This is a genomic window from Marinobacter flavimaris, assembly GCF_045057155.1.
Classification (GTDB): Bacteria; Pseudomonadota; Gammaproteobacteria; order Pseudomonadales; family Oleiphilaceae; genus Marinobacter; species Marinobacter manganoxydans.
On the sequence record NZ_CP171359.1, the window covers coordinates 3,476,888 to 3,492,117 of the forward strand.

The window sequence follows — 15,230 nt, forward strand, 5'->3', positions numbered from 1 at the left end:
GCCAAAGTGCTCACGTCATTCAGCAAGGACCACTCAAGACCATGAAAACCGTATTCTCTCCATTGCACAGCCGCCGACACGTCAAAACCGAACTGGATGGCGGACTGCTGATCGAGCCTCACGAGAAGCCGTCCCGTGCCGAAACCATCCTGGCACGAGTGAAAGAACAGGCGCTGGGAGAGATTCTGGAACCGGAAGAATATGGCCTGGAGCCCGTCAAACGGGTACACACCGCCGATTACGTGGCGTTCCTGGAAACCTGCTGGCAGGACTGGCTGGCTGCCGGCAAACCGGGTGAAGCCATCCCGGCGGTCTGGGCGGGTCGCGGCATGCGCCATCGGCTGCCCAGGGACATCGACGGCCGGCTGGGCTATTACAGCTTCGCGGCGGAGACGTCGATCCCGGATGGTACGTGGGAAGCCGCCCGGGCATCCGCCAATGTGGCCCTTACCGCCCAGAAACTGGTGGCCGGAGGCGAGCGCGCGGCCTTTGCCCTGTGCCGCCCACCCGGACATCACGCCCATGCCGATCTGTTCGGCGGGTACTGTTTCTTCAACAACGCCGCCATCGTGGCTCAGGCCTTTCGTGACCGGGGCTATGGCAAGGTCGCGGTGCTGGATGTGGACTTCCACCACGGCAACGGCACCCAGGCGATCTTCTACGAACGCAGCGATGTGCTCACCATCAGCCTGCATGGCGATCCGGACCTGGTGTTTCCCCATTTTCTGGGCTTTGAAGACGAGATTGGCGAGGGCGCCGGCGAGGGCTACAACCTGAATATCGTCTACCCGCCAAACACGCCCTACAGCGTCTGGAGTCAGGGGCTGGAAACCGCCTGCGAGCGGATCCAGTCATTCCAGCCGGACGCCCTGGTGGTCGCCCTGGGTGTTGATACCTTCGAGGAAGACCCGATTTCGTTCTTCAAGCTGACCTCCGGCGATTATCTGACCCTGGGCCAACGTCTCGCCCGGCTTGGACTACCAACGGTATTTACCATGGAAGGCGGTTACGACGTCGACGCCATCGGCGTGAATGCGGTGAACGTCATGCAGGGATTCGACAGGGCTGCAGGCTGAATCAGCCCTTGAAGCCCTTGCCGAGAATGTAGACTTCCCGGGAGCGGGAGCGGGAGGAATCCGGCTTTCGCACCACAACCTTGTCGAAGACAGCGCGGACCGATTTCAGGTACTCATCGTACCCTTCGCCCTGAAACACCTTGGCCAGGAAACTGCCTTTGGGCTTGAGTACCTGGCTTGCCATGTCCAGGGCCAGTTCCACCAGGTACATGGAGGCGGCCTGGTCGGCCACGGTCACGCCGCTGATGTTCGGAGCCATGTCGGAAATCACCACGTCCACCGGGTCATCGCCCAGGGTGGCCATGATCGATTCGAACACGTCGTTCTCGGTGAAATCACCCTGGATAAAATCGACGCCGGCAATGGCATCCATGGGCAGGATATCGGAGGCGATGACACGGCCCTTGTGGCCCACCAGTTTGGCCGCCACCTGGGACCAGCCACCGGGGGCGGAGCCCAGATCCACAACCACCATGTTGGGGTGGATCAGCCGATCCTTCTTGTTGATCTCAAGTAGCTTGTAACTGGCACGGGAGCGGTAGCCATCCACCTGCGCCTGCTTCACGAAGGGGTCGTTGACGTGCTCTTCGAGCCAGCGGTTACTGCTTTTGGATCGGGCCATGGGGTCTCTTCAGAACGGGAAAGCCAAGCGCTTATTGTACGTGCCGCGCCGGGCCGCGGCAAAACCCTGACAACCGCGCTGGCCACACGTACAATCCGGCCAGCATTCTGTGATTTTTCAGAACCGACCAAGCCCACCTCACCGGAGACTCCCCTCGTGAATCTGGCCGACATCAAAAAGCTGCACCAGAAAAAATACCGGCAGTCGTTTGGCCACTATCTGGTTGAGGGCGAACACCTGGTTCTCGAGCTGCAGAAAGCCGCCGACCGCCAACCCGCTCTGACGGCCTCGGAACTTTACGTCACCGGAGCCTATGAGCACTGGCAGAGCCCGTTCAGAACCCATGTCATCAGCGATCGCCAGATGGCACAGCTCGCCGACACCCGAACACCCCAGGGGATTCTGGCGGTGGTGCCCATGCCGGAGCGCCCGGCGGAACCGGTGCCCGGCGAAAAAACGATTTACCTGCATGAGGTTCAGGACCCCGGCAACCTCGGTACGATACTGCGCACCCTCGCCTGGTTCGGCGGTTTCCGGTGTCTGCTGAGCCCGGGCAGTGTCGACCCCTTCAACCCGAAGGTAGTGCGAGCCAGCATGGGGGCGCTCTTTCACGTCCCTCTTGAAACCGACGTTGCTCTGACAAGCCTTCCCGACCGATACCAGAGCCTGGCCTGCCTCGACCTCAATGGCGGTTCGATGGCATCCCGGGGCTTCAGGGAACACGACTGTTATCTGTTCGGCAACGAGGCCCGGGGCGTGCCGCGGGAGGCCCTCAATCAATTGAAGGCGGTGTCGTACAGCATTCAAGGCCAGGGGCAGATCGAGTCCCTGAACCTGGCCTCAGCGGTGAATATGTGCACCTACGAATTAATGCGGGACCTTTAGACTGCAAACCCCATGCTCTGAGCACTTTCCCCAATCGTTCTGGCGGAAACCGCCATTGCCTGTGCATTGCCAATTGAGCACGATCAGAGTCTGATCCCGAGACCGGACTGATGACTATGGAACGCTATCTCCAGCCCACCGCTTTTTTTGACTATGACCATCCCCGGCTGCAGGCCTGGATCGAGTCAGAGCTGGAGGGAGTTCCTGATGAGCCGGTGGAGCAGATCAAGGCGCTCTATCTCGCTGTTCGTGACAGCATCAGCTACAACCCCTACGTATTCCGGACCGATGCCAACACGTTCAGTGCCAGCTACGCTCTGGAAAGCGGCGAAACCTACTGCATCCCAAAGGCGGTTCTCCTGGGCGCGGCAGCTCGCTCGATTGGCGTTCCCAGCCGCCTCGGCCTGGCCGATGTACGCAACCATCTCTCAAGCCCGAAACTGATCGAATGGCTGCGGTCGGACATTTTCCGTATGCACGGGTATATCGAGCTGTTCCTGAATGGCCAATGGGTGAAGGCGACGCCGGCGTTCAATCGGCAACTGTGCGAGCTGATGAAGGTGGAGCCGCTGGAATTCGATGGGGTGCACGATTCCATGTTCCAGGAGTACACCGAGGATGGCCACGCGCACATGGAATATGTGAACGACCACGGCCTGTTCGACGACGTGCCCCATGAGTTTATCGTCTCTGGTGTCCGGGCGGCCTACAGTCATCTCTTTGCCGAAGAAGAGGAGCCTGAAGCTCCGAAAGGCAGTCTGGTGCAGGATATATCGAGCCCCTAGAGCCTGCTCGAATCCAGGAAGACCTTATTCTCTCCTCGCTACGGTGTCTGCTCTCTGCCCTGCCAGCGCCCCACTGATCGCATCCAGCACGGCATCAGAATCGGGCACTGTTTTCCCGGTCTCAGTCTCACCAATGCGGCTGAAGCGCCTAAAATCAATGGCGCTCCAATTCTTCGAGTCCATAATGCGCTGCACCCGCTCAACATTTTCACGGGTTGCAGGTTCCAGCTTGTAGCGGAAAACATAGTCCGGTGACATATCTCCGAAATCCTGGCCATGGTGATAATCATGCAGCAGGAGCAAGGCAAGTCCACCGCCCATGAAATGTCGGCCGAGGCTGACCAGTAACTCCCCCTGCCGGATACTTTCCAGGGCCTCAGGTTCCCAGTCTACGCCGCCCACCAACAGATCTTTGCCCGGCGTCCGGCCGGCATTTCGAGCGGCTTCAATGGCACCCATTGCCATACCATCACTCGCGCTCCAGATTGAGACAGTATTCGGATAGCGCTTCAGCAGGACCTCCGTTTTTTCACGGGCCAGCGTGCCGCTCCAGTTGGCGTACACCAGTTGCATAAGCTCGCTGCGCTGCTGGACCGCAGCCGCCAGCAGCCCTCCATTCCTGTCCTTGGTGGCAGACGAATCAAGGGTTCCCGAGAGGGCGACCATGGGAATACTGGGGCCGGAGGCCAGCCCCAATTGTTCGGCCTGTTTGCCCAGCAGCGTTACCAGAGAACGGCCGGCGGCAATATTGTCCGGCGAAAGATGGCCGAGCCAGCCCGACAAGACACTTCGGGGCATACCGATGCTGGCTCGAGCGGCGTCAGGCACATCGGTATTGAAGGTAAACGTCTTTACACCGGCCCCATCCGCGAGCCTGAGCATGGATTCGGTAACATGCTCCTTGCACATGAACAGCAGGTAGTCGGGCTTTTCTTCTCGGGCCAATACGTCCTTCGCCATGCGAAGATAGCTGAATCGATGACTCTCCCGATCGTACTGAACCTCCAGGTCTACCTCGAGATCCTCCGCTACTGCCTCCATGAAACCGGCCACCAGTTGCCAGAACCGGGAGTCGTCCGGGGAAAGAAAAACAACGCTTGGCCGGGTGCCGGCGTCTGCCAAAGGAACTGTAAACAGGAGCAGGAAACCAATGAGGAAGCGGGCTGGAAAGGACTTCATGTAATGAACAACCCTCTGGACGATCTGGCAGAGTTGGCTTTTAAGGGGCCTAAGCTACCGACCTGTCGTGTAACACACAAGCGGAGATCCGTAACCAATGTCTCAGTTCAGAAGGGAATGTTCAGCGGCCGGAGCGGGGTCTTCAAACTCAACGTAGAGCTGGCCGGCCAATTGTTCGTAGAGCCCGGCTTCTTTGAGGCTCTTCATCCGAGCCGAGAGCCTGGTCAGGAACTGCCGGTTGGCTTCGGTGTTGTGGCAGGTAAGCCGATCGTAACTTTCAAGAAGGGGCGTCTTCGGATCGTAGCTGAGCTCGTCCATGAAAGGCCGGACATCCGGAACCGCAGCAATCATGGCGCCGAATCTCTGGTGCTCGAGCATGGCCAGGTTCTGGGCATCGCTCTTCGACCAGATCACATTAACGTCGTGGCCCTCCAGCACTCCGTCCAGATAGGTCTCATGACCAATAACCGCACCCACGGTTTTCCCCTCCAGTTGCGACAGGGAACTGATGGGATCTGCGTCCTGCGGGGTGAACAGGTAATAGGTGAATTTGCCGAGTGGAAAACTGGCAATAACCGCATCGTCGCCCAATCGACGCTCCAGGACCTCGGTGAAGGAATAGATGCAGTCTGCGCCATGCTGCTCGAATACCATCATGGCCCGTTTGTAGGGAAAGAACTGCTCGGTCACAGGCACATCAAGGCCTTCCAGGGCCCTGTGCAGGATTCTCTGGTAAACACCATCCCGGTTTTCGGTCAGCAGGCTGGTGATATCCGGAACCGCGATCCGGATCACCGGATCGGCCACGGCAGGCGTACTCAGTATGACTGCGGCAAACAGGAGTACCCGAAATCCAGAGAGGTAGCGTTTCATGACTCGCGCATCAGTCCATGACGACAAATAAATGACTATTTTTCATACAGGTTCCGCAGTATGGCAATGTCGTATTCTATACGCCAGAAAAACCTTGTTAAATATGGGGATTTGAAAAAAAAGGCACCGGATCGCTCCGGTGCCTTTCTCTCTCATCAGGCGGCGTTGAGTGGATTACGCCGCTTCGTCTTCGCTCTCGTCCACAGAATTGCGGATCAGGAAGTCAAAGGCGCTGAGGGCGGCTTTGGAACCTTCGCCCATGGAGATCACGATCTGCTTGTAAGGCACGGTCGTCGCGTCGCCCGCTGCAAAAACGCCCGGAATGGAGGTTTCGTTGCGGTCGTTAACGATGATCTCGCCGTGCTGGCTGAGTTCGATGTCACCCTTCAGCCATTCGGTGTTGGGCACCAGGCCGATCTGTACAAACACACCTTCCAGGGAGATGTGATGCTGCTCACCGGAGTTGCGGTCGGTGTAATTCAGACCGTTGACCTTGCCATTCTCCCCGGTAATCTCGGTGGTCTGTCCTGACGTGATGATCTCCACGTTCTTCAGACTCCGCAGTTTCTTCTGCAACACCTCATCAGCACGCATCTCGGCACCGAATTCGATCAGGGTTACATGGCCCACGATACCGGCCAGATCGATGGCTGCCTCGACACCGGAGTTACCTCCACCGATTACCGCCACGCGCTTGCCCTTGAACAGGGGGCCGTCGCAGTGCGGGCAGTAGGCCACACCCTTGTTGCGGTACTCTTCCTCTCCCGGAACGCCCATCTGGCGCCAGCGGGCACCGGTGGACAGCACCAGGCTGCGCGCTTTGAGTGTGGCACCGTTTTCCAACCTTACCTGGTGGAGCATGCCCGGGCGTGACGCCGGGATCAGCTTCTCCGCGCGCTGCATGTTCATGATCTCCACGTCGTATTCCTTGACGTTTTGCTCCATGGCCGCCACCAGTTTCGGACCCTCGGTGTAGGGTACGGAAATCAGGTTCTCAATGCCCATGGTGTCAGCTACCTGGCCACCGAAACGCTCGGCCGCGATGCCGGTGGAAATGCCCTTCCGCGCAGCGTAGATAGCAGCAGAAGCGCCAGCCGGGCCGCCACCAATGATCAGGACCTCAAAGGCGTCTTTCTGATTGATTTTCTCGGCGTCTTTCTCGCTGGAGCTGGTGTCCAGCTTGGCAACAATTTCTTCCAGGGTCATACGGCCCTGGCCCCAGGGCTCACCGTTCATGTAAACGCTGGGAACCGCCATGACTTCGCGCTGCTCCACTTCATCCTGGAACAGGGCCCCATCGATAGAGGTGTTCGTGATGTTCGGGTTCAACACGCTCATCAGGTTCAGGGCCTGAACCACGTCCGGGCAGTTCTGGCAGGACAGCGAGAAGTAGGTTTCAAACTCGAACCGGCCTTCCAGAGACTGGATCTGCTCGATCACATCCTGGGACGCCTTGGAGGGATGACCACCCACCTGCAGCAGGGCCAGGACCAGGGAAGTAAACTCGTGGCCCATGGGGATGCCCGCAAAGCGAACGCCAATATCGGTGCCTACTCGGTTGATGGCGAAGGACGGACGACGCACGTCATTGGATTCTTCAGTGCGGAGACTGATCTTGGAAGACATCGGCTCCAGCTCTTCCAGCAGCTCCCGGAGTTCCTGGGACTTCTTGCTGTCGTCATAGGCCGCAACCAGCTCAATCGGCTGCTGCAGCTTGTCCATGTAGGCCTTGAGCTGTTCCTTGATATTGGCATCCAACATAGTCTGACTTCTCCTTTAAATTTCGGAACTAAGTATTTGAATCAAATACGGTGGTTAAGTTGAGTTGGTGCAACAATACGGCCCCGCCACTCAATGCTCAAATTAATTGACCCAAACTGTTTGATAGGGCTTTGCTATACCTCCAGATTCACCGCTGCTCGGGGCTTGACCAATAGCGCATATCCACCGAAAGCCTGCCGCAGTATGATGTTGTCATATCGTCGCAACATCATTCTCTGGTATCCAGAATAGGCAACGCATGTTTCTAGACCGTTTCCACTCCGTCCAGGACGGACACGTCGTAATTTCCGCCCTGCAGGCAAGCCAGTTCGCCAAGGAAATCGCGGGGGATTTCAATCCCATCCACGACCCGGATGCCCGCCGTTTCTGCGTTCCAGGAGACCTGCTTTTCGCCATTGTGCTCGCCCGGTTCGGGCTGTCGGAGAACATGACCTTCCGGTTCCGCAGCCTGCTTGGAGAGAATGTGCCGCTCAAGTTCGTTGAAACCGAAAACACCATTGACGTCTGTGACGACGCCGGCAAAGTCTATATCGAGGTGGCCCGCAGCGGCGCGACAACCCGGGATGAGGAGTTGATCGAGACCATCACCCGTGCCTATGTGGCGGCCTCCGGCAAGAACTTCCCCCATACCCTGAAACCTTTGATGGAGTCTAACGGGGTGATGTTCAATCCTGATCGCCCCATGGTGATGTACGAGAGCATGAGCCTGGCCCTGGAGAATCTGGATCTGCCCTCGCCCGGGCTGGAATTGCACAACGCCACCCTGGAGGCAGCCGGTAAACGGGGTAACGTTCTTCTGGAATACCGTCTGACCGCCGATCACAAACCAGTGGGCGAAGTGACCAAACGGCTCGTATTAAGTGGTCTGCGGCCCTACTGTGCCGAGGCGATGGCCGGCGTAATTGAAGAGTTCTATCGCCTCAAGGCCCGGGGTGCCGACTATTTCAACAAGGACAACAGCGGAGACCATAGCAATGCCAATTCAGCCGGGTGATACCCTGCCAGACATCGAACTTCAGGTAATGGGCGAAAAAGGCCCTGAGAAAGTCCGTACCAGTGAACTCTTTGCCGGCAAGAAAGCCGTTCTGTTTGCTGTACCCGGCGCGTTTACCCCCACCTGTTCAGCCGCCCATTTACCCGGTTTTGTGGTAAATGCCGACAAACTGCGGGCCAAGGGCATCGACAGCATCGTTTGCACGTCAGTAAACGACGCGTTTGTAATGGACGCCTGGGGCAAGGCCCACAACGCCGAAGAAATCGTCATGCTGGCCGATGGCGTGGCAGAGTTCGCCAAGGCTCTGGATCTGACCCAGGATCGGACTGCGAACGGCATGGGCATTCGTAGCCAGCGCTACGCCATGATCGTGAACGACGGCAAGGTCGAGCTGCTGAATATCGACGCCCAGGGATTGGACCAGACCAGCGCCGAAACCATCCTAGAGGCTCTTTGAACCTCACTTTTTCATCAGACATAAAAAACCCCGGATTTTCCGGGGTTTTTTGTAACCAAGCTTTCCGTCAGGAGAGCTTAGATCTTGCCAACCAGGTCCAGTGACGGAGTCAGCGTTTCTTCGCCTTCCTTCCACTTGGCCGGGCATACTTCGCCAGGGTTCTTGCGAACGTACTGAGCGGCTTTCACTTTGCGCATCAGGTCGTCTGCGTCACGGCCGATACCTTCAGCAGTGATTTCCATGGCCTGGATAACGCCGTCCGGATCGATCAGGAAGGTAGCGCGGTCTGCCAGGCCCTGACCTTCGCGCATCACACCAAAGTTGTTGGTGATGGTGCCGTTCTGGTCGCCAACCATGTAGTAGTTAATCTTACCGATGGTCTCGGAGCTGCTGTGCCATGCCTTGTGGGTGAAGTGCGTGTCGGTAGACACGGAGAATACTTCAACGCCCAGTTTCTGCAGCTCTTCGTACTTGTCAGCCACGTCGCCCAGCTCAGTCGGGCACACGAAAGTGAAGTCGGCCGGGTAGAAGAAAAATACCGCCCACTTGCCTTTCACGTCTGCTTCGCTGATCTCAACGAACTCGCCGTTTTTGAAGGCGGTAGCGTTGAACGGTTTGATCTCGCTGTTAATGATGCCCATTAAAGAACTCCTTGTTGATGGATTCATAGGTTAATGAATTTGTGGCGCCCACAGTACGGATATCGGCGATGCGGATAAAATTGATAATTCCCAAGCCAGGGATAGAAAAAACCTATCTCTGGCTTTTGAAGGGAATTTTTCCGCCACCCCGTTTATGGGGTCTTAACCAGCCAGTTCAATCTTTCCAAAGTCCAGAATATTCTCTTTCGGTGACACTTTAATGGCAGCCACTTCTGCCCGCTTGTTCGCCAGGATATAGACGAAACAGCCAAAATACAGCGCAATCACCAGGGCACCAACCCACTGAATCCGCAAGAAATCCAGCTGGAACAGCATGGTCAGACCAACCATCGCCAGGAAATTGAACACCACATAGTTCACCCGCCCGAGGCGCTGGGCAGTGAGATTGAGGTTGTCGGTATAGAGCCGGATCAATGAATCCAGCGAGTTCACCACCATCAAAACACCCACCGAAATCATGGCGATATTGGTGAACGCCGCAATCTGCAGGCCTTCCGCGTGGTAGTGGTAAAGCACGGTAAACCAGACACCAATGGCGATGGACGGTACCACCAGCATGGCAATCAACAGCTGCCAGGTGCGGATACCGCTCACGAAACGGGCGGTGAACTGGCCGATCATGATGCTTCAGGCAAACCACCAAAATAGGTAGAACTCGTGGTAGTCATTGATCGGCAGGGCAAACTGGTGGATGTTGGCGAAGTACTCGCCGATCAATCCGGCGGTGCCGAAGAAATCTGCCGGTGAGCCCGCACCCATAACGAACGCCCGGAACCACATGCCCACGATCAGGGCAATAAACAACAGGCTCGAGCCCAGACTGAGGATGCGCACATATTTGATCTTGGAGCTGGAATAGACCGCCAGCGCAATCGAGGCAAATACAATGAAGTAGAACGCTGGTACCACCGATTCGCCATCACCGAGCATGGGCAGGTACCAGGGCAGATTCACCAGCAGCAGATAGGCGGTAAACGCACAGGTGCCGATGATCACCACGTTGTTTACGACCTTCTCCAACGGAATCTCAAAGAACTGCACCCGCGGCTCAATGATCGCGAAGTAAAAACAGGTCAGGAAATAGAAGCCCCAGATCAGGAACGCCCAGAACCCGAATTCGATAGCCAGCGGATTGGCAAAGCCGTACTCCGGGCTTGCCGACAGATCGCCATAGCCACCGAACTCGGTCAGCGGGAACATGATCAGCCCCACATCCAGACCGGAGGTGAACAGAATGGCGATAAAGGTGAAGGTTCGTACCGGCGTTACGCCGATGCACTGGATGTCCCACCATTTGTACAGGATCAGCACAATGGCGGCGAAGGTGAAGATCAGACCTGCGGATAACCAGAGTGTCATAACGTCCTCCGGTTACTTTCTTTCTTTTTGATAAACAGCATGGGTGTTCCTCCTCTACTTGGTTCGAATCGGACACAAACCCAGGACTTGCCTATCGGGCGCCCGAAAACGGCAGAACACCGTCGCGCTGATAGGGAAATCCTGAGGGCTTGCAAAACCCCGGGCGCGTTGCACGCCCGGGTGGGATGACGACGCGCTATGCGAGCGCGCGCTTTGCCTGTCCCGGTCGCTGACGTGTCTGCCACTGGTCGTCCATCACCACAGGCGCGTCAGAAGGTTGCAGGGGCTCCCTGCCCCGGATCAGATCGGCTGCCCGCTCGGCCAACATGATGGTGGGCGAATTCAGGTTGCCATTGGGTATGGTCGGGAAGATGGACGAATCCACCACCCTGAGATTCCGGATACCGTGAACCCGCGTCTCCGGGTCCACCACCGCCAGCTCGTCGGTGCCCATCTTGCAGGAGAAGGACGGGTGGTAGGCGCTCTCCACCGCCTGGCGGACAAACGCATCAATTTCCTCGTCGGTCTGGACCTCGGCACCGGGCTGGATCTCCGCTCCCCGGTACTCGTCCATGGCCGGCTGGTTGATGATTTCCCGGGTCAGGCGCACACAGTCCCGGAAGCCCTCCCGGTCTGCCTCGTGCTGCAGATAATTGAAGCGGATGGTCGGTGCCTGTTTCGGGTCGGCCGATTGCACATGCACAAAGCCCCGACTTTTCGGCTTGTTGTGACCAATGTGCAGCTGGAATCCGTCTCCGTTGAAGGCTTCTTTACCGTCATAGCGCATGGCTGCCGGTAAGAAGTGATATTGCAGGTCGGGCCACTCGACGCCGGCCTTGGACCGGATGAAGCCACAGGACTCGAAGTGATTGGTGGCGCCCAGACCATCCTTGCGGAGAATCCAGCGAACACCGATCTTCAGCTTGTTCCACCAGTCTAGCTTGCCGTTGAGCGACACCGGCTGTTTGCAGCGATACTGAAAGTAGAACTCCAGGTGGTCCTGCAGGTTCTCACCAACGCCGGGTAGCTCGTGCTTTACCTCGATACCAGCCTTCTCCAGTACCTCACGCTTGCCAATTCCGGACAGCTGAAGCAGGTGGGGCGAACCGATAGAGCCCGCTGACAGGATGACTTCCTCGGCGGCTTTCGCCTCGTGCACCTTGCCGCCCTGCTCGTAACGGACACCGGTGGCGGTTTTGCCATCGAGCAACACCTTGTGCACCAACGCATGGGTGACCACAGTCAGGTTATCGCGCTCCATGGCCGGGCGCAGATAGGCGTTCGCAGTGGACCAGCGACGACCGTTCTTCACGGTCATGTGCATGGCGCCGAAGCCTTCCTGCTGCGTACCGTTGTAATCATCGGTCTCGAAGTAACCGGCATCGGAACCCGCCCTGATAAAGGCCTTGTAGAGCGGATTCTGCATGTTATTGCCGTTATTCACACCGAGCGGGCCCTTATCGCCCCGGTAGTCGTTGCCGCCAAAGGCCCAGGTTTCGGCCTTCCTGAAATACGGCAGGACGTTGCGGTAATGCCAGCCAGTAGCGCCCTCGGAATCCCATTCGTCAAAATCCCGGGCGTGGCCACGGACATAGACCATGCCATTGATGGAGGAAGCCCCCCCAGCACCTTGCCCCGTGGGCAGTGCATGCGACGGTTGTCCAGGAAGGGCTCCGGCTCGGTCTCGAACTGCCAGGCGTATTTCTTGGTGTTCATGGGAATGGAAAGGGCGGTGGGCATCTGGATGAAGATGCTCTTGTCGCTGCCGCCGGTTTCCAGCAGCAGCACCCGGTGGCGCGCGTCCTCGGTCAGGCGGTTGGCCAGTACACAACCGGCGGAACCCGCACCCACAATGATGTAGTCGTATCGATTTTCTGTCATACGCGTTCTCCTGTGTGGCCTGCGACTAAAAGGGTGCGTCCAAATCTTCCATGCCCACATACACCGATTTGATCTGGGTGTAGTGCGCAATGGTTTCGCGCCCGTTCTCGCGGCCGATGCCGGAGAGTTTGTAGCCGCCAACCGGCATTTCCGCCGGGGAAGCGCCGTAGCTGTTGATCCAGCAGATGCCGGCCTGGATCTGGTGAATCACCCGGTGGGCCCGACGGATATCGTTGGTGAACACGCCAGCGGCCAGCCCCGTATCCGTGTTATTCGCGCGGGCAATCACCTCGTCCTCATCGCGGAAAGTAAGGACCGACATCACCGGCCCGAAAATCTCTTCCTTTACGATGGTCATATCATCGGTGCAGTCGGTGAAAATGGTGGGTTCCACAAAATAGCCGCCCTTGGAATCCTCAGGCTCGAAGGCCCGACCGCCGTGGCTGAGAGTCGCGCCTTCGGACAGGCCTTTGGCGATGTAATCGAGCACCAGATCCCGGTGTTTTGCGGAGATGAGCGCGCCGAAATTGGTGTCCGGATTCATCGGGTCGCCGGGCTTGATATTGTTGCGGGTGCGTTCCAGCAGACGTTCGATAAAGCGCGGGTACAGATCTTCATGAACAAACACCCGGGTGCCGTTGGTGCAGATCTCACCCTGGGTGTAGAAGTTGCCGACCATGGCGGCGGAAATGGCGTTCTCAAGATCCGCATCGTCAAAGATGATCAGCGGGGATTTTCCGCCGAGTTCCATGGTGACGTCTTTCAGGGTGGAAGATGCCGCGGCCATAACTTTCTTCCCGGTGGCCACTTCGCCGGTGAAGGAGACCTTGGCAATCTCGGGGTGGTGGGTCAGCCACTGGCCCACTTCGGCGGCGCCCTGCACCACGTTGAATACGCCCGCCGGCACACCCGCTTCGGTAAAGATTTCCGCCAGCTTCACCGCACCCATGGGGGTTTCCTCGGATGGCTTGAAGATCATGGCGTTACCGCAGGCCAGGGCCGGCGCGGATTTCCAGCAGGCGATCTGGATCGGGTAGTTCCAGGCGCCAATGCCGGCGCAGATGCCCAGGGGCTCCCGGCGGGTGTAGTAAAAATCACCGCCCAGGTCCTGTTGGTTACCTTCGATGGAGGGTGCCAGGCCGGCAAAGAACTCAACCGCATCGGCACCGGTGACCACATCCACGGCTTCTGCTTCCTGCCAGGGCTTGCCAGTATCGCGCACCTCTGCGGCAGCCAAATCATCATTACGCTCTCTCAGAAGCGCAACCGCCCGAAGCAGAATCCGGCTGCGCTCAATGGCAGTCATGGCAGACCACTCGGCAAAACCGGCGCGGGCACTTTCAACGGCGGCCTGCTGCACGGATTCATCCGCCACTTCCACTTCGTAGATAACCTGACCCGTGGCCGGATTCACCACAGGGAAGGTTTCGCCGGTGCTGTTGGCCAGGAAACGGCCATGGACGAAATTCTGAACAACAGGAAGAGATGCAGACATAGTCGGTAATTAACCTCGGTTCGGTGTCTTCAGGCCTTGTGGGCCGTTCGAATCAATCCCGGCTCAGGCGGTTGCCTGGGCCAGTGTCTCGTGGACAAATTTCTTGCAGAGCCGCTCACCGGCTTCAAAACTCTCTGCCGGGTCCAGGCTCAGGGCACTGCGCAACCAGAACCCATCGATCATTGCCGCGGTTTGCCGGGCGGCCTCAGTTGCTGCGCCGGGTTCAAGCACCTGTGCGAAGGAATATCGCAGGTTGCTGTACAGCCGGGCGTTGTTGATCTGCTGCAGGCGCTTGAGCCCCGGCTCATGCATCGACCGGGCCCAGAAGCTCAGCCAGGTCTTGGCCGCCAGCGCCGAGCGCTGAAACTCGGAAAAGTTCGACTCGATAATGCAATTGAGCCGCTGTTCCGGGGAGCGGTCGGTCTTGGCCATACGCTCCCGGAGTTCCTTGCCCAGTTGATCGAGCAGATAACGCAGGGCCGCCTCAATCAGACCCTGCTTGCCGCCGAAATAATGGCTGATAATCCCGGAGGACATGCCCGCCCGTTTGCTGATGCTCACAATGGTGGTGTTCTGCATGCCCAGCTCGGCAATCGAATGCATGGTGGCTTCAATCAGCTGCTGCTTGCGTGTGTCTTTGACCCCAACTTTTGGCATGGCGGCTTCGGTTACTCGTCTTGTTTCCGGTGTTGAAAAGCAGCACCAATCAGCCCTGCTTTTTATTAATTGAACGTTCAATTAATAAAAATCTTACAGAAGCGAGGCGGGGAATTCAAACCTGATCAGAAAGCAGGGAAGCCTCGCGCCACTCTGATATGGCGCGGTTGTGACGGCAGGAAGGGCAAGCAAATATCAGCTATGGCGACGGTAATCCGGGTCTGTCCAGCACACAGGAAGCGCTTCACCGGAGGGAAATGCGAGTTCGGCTTTTTTAAACAATTCAGGATCCTGCGCCTCCTCTCCGTAATGGAGGCTGCCTCGCACCTGCTGGCTATGGGGATCAAACAGCGCCTGTGTATCCAGAACTTCGATCAGGTGCCCGGTTGCTTTTTCAGCGACGAACATAGAGGCCTCCTTGGGAATGAATGTCTCCTTTCAACGTAGCAGATGGGCCGCTATCGAGACAGGTGCTTGAGGGCTACGGGGAGCACAAAAGGACGGGTGGGCAAGGCGGAGAATC

The 15,230-nt window shown here is 57.7% G+C and carries 15 protein-coding genes and 1 pseudogene; 5 read left to right on the forward strand and 11 right to left on the reverse strand.

Going from position 1 to position 15,230, the window contains the following annotated elements; genetic code table 11:
- Positions 1-41: 41 nt before the first annotated feature.
- Positions 42-1,076, forward strand: a complete 1,035-nt coding sequence (locus ACGK9W_RS16310) for a histone deacetylase family protein (protein ID WP_405417598.1) — start codon at positions 42-44, stop codon at positions 1,074-1,076.
- 1 nt (position 1,077) lies between these two features.
- On the opposite strand, the gene rlmE is transcribed toward ACGK9W_RS16310, so the two are convergent.
- Positions 1,078-1,698, reverse strand: a complete 621-nt coding sequence (gene rlmE / locus ACGK9W_RS16315; RefSeq protein ID WP_053113324.1) for a 23S rRNA (uridine(2552)-2'-O)-methyltransferase RlmE — start codon at positions 1,696-1,698, stop codon at positions 1,078-1,080.
- Between the two features lie 156 nt (positions 1,699-1,854).
- Here rlmE and ACGK9W_RS16320 point away from each other — a divergent pair, with 156 nt between their 5' ends.
- Together ACGK9W_RS16320 and ACGK9W_RS16325 are read left to right on the forward strand one after the other, a co-directional pair.
- Positions 1,855-2,583, forward strand: coding sequence for an RNA methyltransferase (locus ACGK9W_RS16320; protein WP_092030706.1), 729 nt, complete (start codon positions 1,855-1,857; stop codon positions 2,581-2,583).
- 116 nt (positions 2,584-2,699) lie between these two features.
- Positions 2,700-3,368: a transglutaminase family protein gene (locus ACGK9W_RS16325; RefSeq protein WP_008172637.1), complete on the forward strand. Its 669-nt coding sequence runs from the start codon at positions 2,700-2,702 to the stop codon at positions 3,366-3,368.
- A 24-nt stretch (positions 3,369-3,392) separates the two neighbouring features.
- Here the strand turns inward: ACGK9W_RS16325 and ACGK9W_RS16330 are convergent, their stop codons facing one another.
- From ACGK9W_RS16330 to ahpF, 3 genes are all read right to left on the reverse strand, one after another.
- Positions 3,393-4,547 (reverse strand): ABC transporter substrate-binding protein, encoded by a 1,155-nt coding sequence (locus ACGK9W_RS16330; protein WP_405417603.1) that lies wholly within the window; start codon positions 4,545-4,547, stop codon positions 3,393-3,395.
- Positions 4,548-4,649: 102 nt separating this feature from the next.
- On the reverse strand, positions 4,650-5,420 hold the full coding sequence (locus ACGK9W_RS16335) for a hypothetical protein (protein WP_405417604.1): 771 nt from the start codon (positions 5,418-5,420) through the stop codon (positions 4,650-4,652).
- A 174-nt stretch (positions 5,421-5,594) separates the two neighbouring features.
- Positions 5,595-7,181 carry an alkyl hydroperoxide reductase subunit F gene (ahpF, locus tag ACGK9W_RS16340; RefSeq protein ID WP_053113328.1) on the reverse strand — a complete coding sequence of 529 codons (1,587 nt, stop codon included), beginning with the start codon at positions 7,179-7,181 and terminating at the stop codon, positions 5,595-5,597.
- A 259-nt stretch (positions 7,182-7,440) separates the two neighbouring features.
- Here ahpF and ACGK9W_RS16345 point away from each other — a divergent pair, with 259 nt between their 5' ends.
- Together ACGK9W_RS16345 and ACGK9W_RS16350 are read left to right on the forward strand one after the other, a co-directional pair.
- On the forward strand, positions 7,441-8,196 hold the full coding sequence (locus ACGK9W_RS16345; protein ID WP_008172632.1) for a DUF3581 domain-containing protein: 756 nt from the start codon (positions 7,441-7,443) through the stop codon (positions 8,194-8,196).
- A complete protein-coding gene (locus ACGK9W_RS16350) occupies positions 8,177-8,653 on the forward strand; it encodes a peroxiredoxin (protein WP_008172631.1) in 477 nt (158 codons plus the stop codon). The genes ACGK9W_RS16345 and ACGK9W_RS16350 overlap by 20 nt, the downstream gene beginning before the upstream one ends.
- Before the next feature lie 77 nt (positions 8,654-8,730).
- Here the strand turns inward: ACGK9W_RS16350 and ahpC are convergent, their stop codons facing one another.
- The 7 genes and pseudogenes from ahpC to ACGK9W_RS16385 all read right to left on the reverse strand — a co-directional run bounded on the left by ahpC (position 8,731) and on the right by ACGK9W_RS16385 (position 15,115).
- The gene (gene ahpC / locus ACGK9W_RS16355) at positions 8,731-9,294 is read right to left on the reverse strand and encodes an alkyl hydroperoxide reductase subunit C (RefSeq protein WP_008172630.1); all 564 of its coding nucleotides are present in this window, start codon (positions 9,292-9,294) and stop codon (positions 8,731-8,733) included.
- Positions 9,295-9,456: 162 nt separating this feature from the next.
- Positions 9,457-9,936: a hypothetical protein gene (locus tag ACGK9W_RS16360; protein WP_405417608.1), complete on the reverse strand. Its 480-nt coding sequence runs from the start codon at positions 9,934-9,936 to the stop codon at positions 9,457-9,459.
- Between the two features lie 6 nt (positions 9,937-9,942).
- Positions 9,943-10,674 carry a hypothetical protein gene (locus tag ACGK9W_RS16365; protein WP_405417611.1) on the reverse strand — a complete coding sequence of 244 codons (732 nt, stop codon included), beginning with the start codon at positions 10,672-10,674 and terminating at the stop codon, positions 9,943-9,945.
- A gap of 196 nt (positions 10,675-10,870) precedes the next feature.
- Positions 10,871-12,555, reverse strand: a pseudogene (betA, locus tag ACGK9W_RS16370) (choline dehydrogenase).
- 25 nt (positions 12,556-12,580) lie between these two features.
- On the reverse strand, positions 12,581-14,050 hold the full coding sequence (betB, locus tag ACGK9W_RS16375) for a betaine-aldehyde dehydrogenase (RefSeq protein WP_405417614.1): 1,470 nt from the start codon (positions 14,048-14,050) through the stop codon (positions 12,581-12,583).
- A 63-nt stretch (positions 14,051-14,113) separates the two neighbouring features.
- On the reverse strand, positions 14,114-14,707 hold the full coding sequence (gene betI / locus ACGK9W_RS16380) for a transcriptional regulator BetI (protein WP_014578776.1): 594 nt from the start codon (positions 14,705-14,707) through the stop codon (positions 14,114-14,116).
- Between the two features lie 195 nt (positions 14,708-14,902).
- A complete protein-coding gene (locus ACGK9W_RS16385; protein ID WP_053113332.1) occupies positions 14,903-15,115 on the reverse strand; it encodes a hypothetical protein in 213 nt (70 codons plus the stop codon).
- Positions 15,116-15,230: the final 115 nt, after the last annotated feature.